Below are 1,821 nucleotides of genomic sequence, written 5' to 3'. Positions count from 1 at the left end.
GGCGTGCCGCGCCGCAGGTTGATGAACTGTTGCTGCAGCGACGTGAACAGGCGCCGCGCCTCGTCGTCGGTCTCGGCCGCGAACACGTTGACGCCCACCATCGCATGCGGTTTCGGCCACGCGGCCGACGGCCGGTATTGCGCGCGATAGATCTCGAGCGCCCGCATCAGATAATCCGGCGCGAAATGCGACGCGAACGCGAACGGCAGCCCGAGCATCGCCGCGAGCTGCGCGCTGAACAGGCTCGAACCGAGCAGCCACACCGGGACGTCGAGCCCCGCGCCGGGCACCGCCCGCACGCGCTGGCCCGGTACCGGCTCCGCGAAGTAGCGCTGCAGCTCCGCGACGTCGTCCGGAAACGAATCGGCACTGCCGATCAGGTCGCGGCGCAGCGCGCGCGACGTGGTCTGGTCGGTGCCGGGCGCGCGGCCGAGGCCGAGGTCGATGCGCCCCGGATACAGCGACGCGAGCGTGCCGAACTGTTCGGCGATCACGAGCGGCGCATGGTTCGGCAGCATGATGCCGCCCGAGCCGACCCGGATCGTCCGCGTGGCGCCCGCGACGTGGCCGATCACGACGGCGGTGGCCGCACTCGCGATCCCCGGCATGTTGTGATGCTCGGCCAGCCAGTAGCGCTGGTAGCCCCAGCGTTCCGCATGCTGTGCGAGATCGACGGTGTTACGGAACGCCTGCGAGGCGTCGGCGCCGGCCGGAATGGGGGCGAGATCGAGTACGGAAAACGGTGTCATCGGAAGACCTTCGAAACGGGGTGGCGTGGTGATGCGCTGACGCAACAAATGCCAAGGATTTTGCCAAAGGGTTCCGGAACGTGCTGGCGGCGCGCGGATACCCATGCGCCTTACAGGGGTGCAGGGTTGCTTGCGACGATCGTTGCAAAAATCAAGCTAATCGCTGATTAATTACCAAACTTTACGGCGATTGGAAGTGAAACCGCATCGACATACAAATTTGCACGAAACGTTTGATTTTAAAGACTGCAATACGCCTGCAAAGTACTTACGCTAACGTGAACGTGGTCGGGCCGATCAGGTCCGTCGACCGCTCAGCTTTGCCGGAATTGCACTAGTCCGTTTCTCGAAGCGCCGCACGCGGGGGGCTGCGGACTGCTAAAATCCGGCGCCTGCCCATGTTGTGCCGATGGAGCCATTCGAGTCTTCCCGCATGCCGTCCGGGCGCTGCGCGGGGATACGCCACGCGAAGCCGGGCATGGCCGCACCCGAACGACGGGTCGTGCCTCCCCCATTACAGACGCTGCTGGAACAAGGAGTCGGGTCGTGCCCGCGTTCGTCGTTGTCGGAATACCGCATCACGCTCAATCACGCTCAAGCGTTTGCCAGGGCGCCCCGTTCGCCGGGAGGCCTCGCGCATGACGCCCGCCGCAACGCTGCTCGACTGGCTGCTGATCATCTTCACGCTGGCCGCGGCCGGCTACGCGCTCGTCGCGGCCTTCGCGCCGCGGCCGCGCACGCCGCGCACCGCGGTGCGCGACGGCTTCGAGCCGGTCAGTGTGCTGAAGCCGCTGTGCGGCGCGGAGCCGCACCTGTATGAAAACCTCGCGACCTTCTGCGCGCAGCGCCATCCTCGCTACGAGGTGCTGCTCGGCGTCGCATCGTCGGCCGATCCGGCCATCGCCGTCGTCGAGCGGCTGCGCGCCGATCATCCGGAGTGCGACATCACGCTCGTGATCGACGCGCGCGTGCATGGCAAGAACCTGAAGGTCAGCAACCTGATCAATCTCGCCGAGCGCGCGAAATATGGCCGCATCGTGATCGCGGACAGCGACATCGCGGTGCAGCCCGA

At 66.3% G+C, this 1,821-nt stretch carries 2 protein-coding genes; one reads left to right on the top strand and one right to left on the bottom strand.

The genetic code is table 11. The features are described from left to right. Positions 1-749 (bottom strand): LLM class flavin-dependent oxidoreductase (locus JMF90_RS35430; RefSeq protein WP_201326193.1); only part of this gene is annotated, 749 nt, incomplete at its 3' end. Between the two features lie 638 nt (positions 750-1,387). Between JMF90_RS35430 and JMF90_RS35425 the strand changes: the two genes are divergently transcribed. Next, positions 1,388-1,821 (top strand): glycosyltransferase (locus JMF90_RS35425; RefSeq protein WP_201326192.1); only part of this gene is annotated, 434 nt, incomplete at its 3' end.

The organism is Burkholderia sp. E168m23 (assembly GCF_016586125.1).
Lineage (GTDB): Bacteria > Pseudomonadota > Gammaproteobacteria > Burkholderiales > Burkholderiaceae > Burkholderia > Burkholderia orbicola.
Note: the sequence above shows the minus strand (reverse complement) of the source record. Positions and strands in the feature narration are given on the sequence as shown.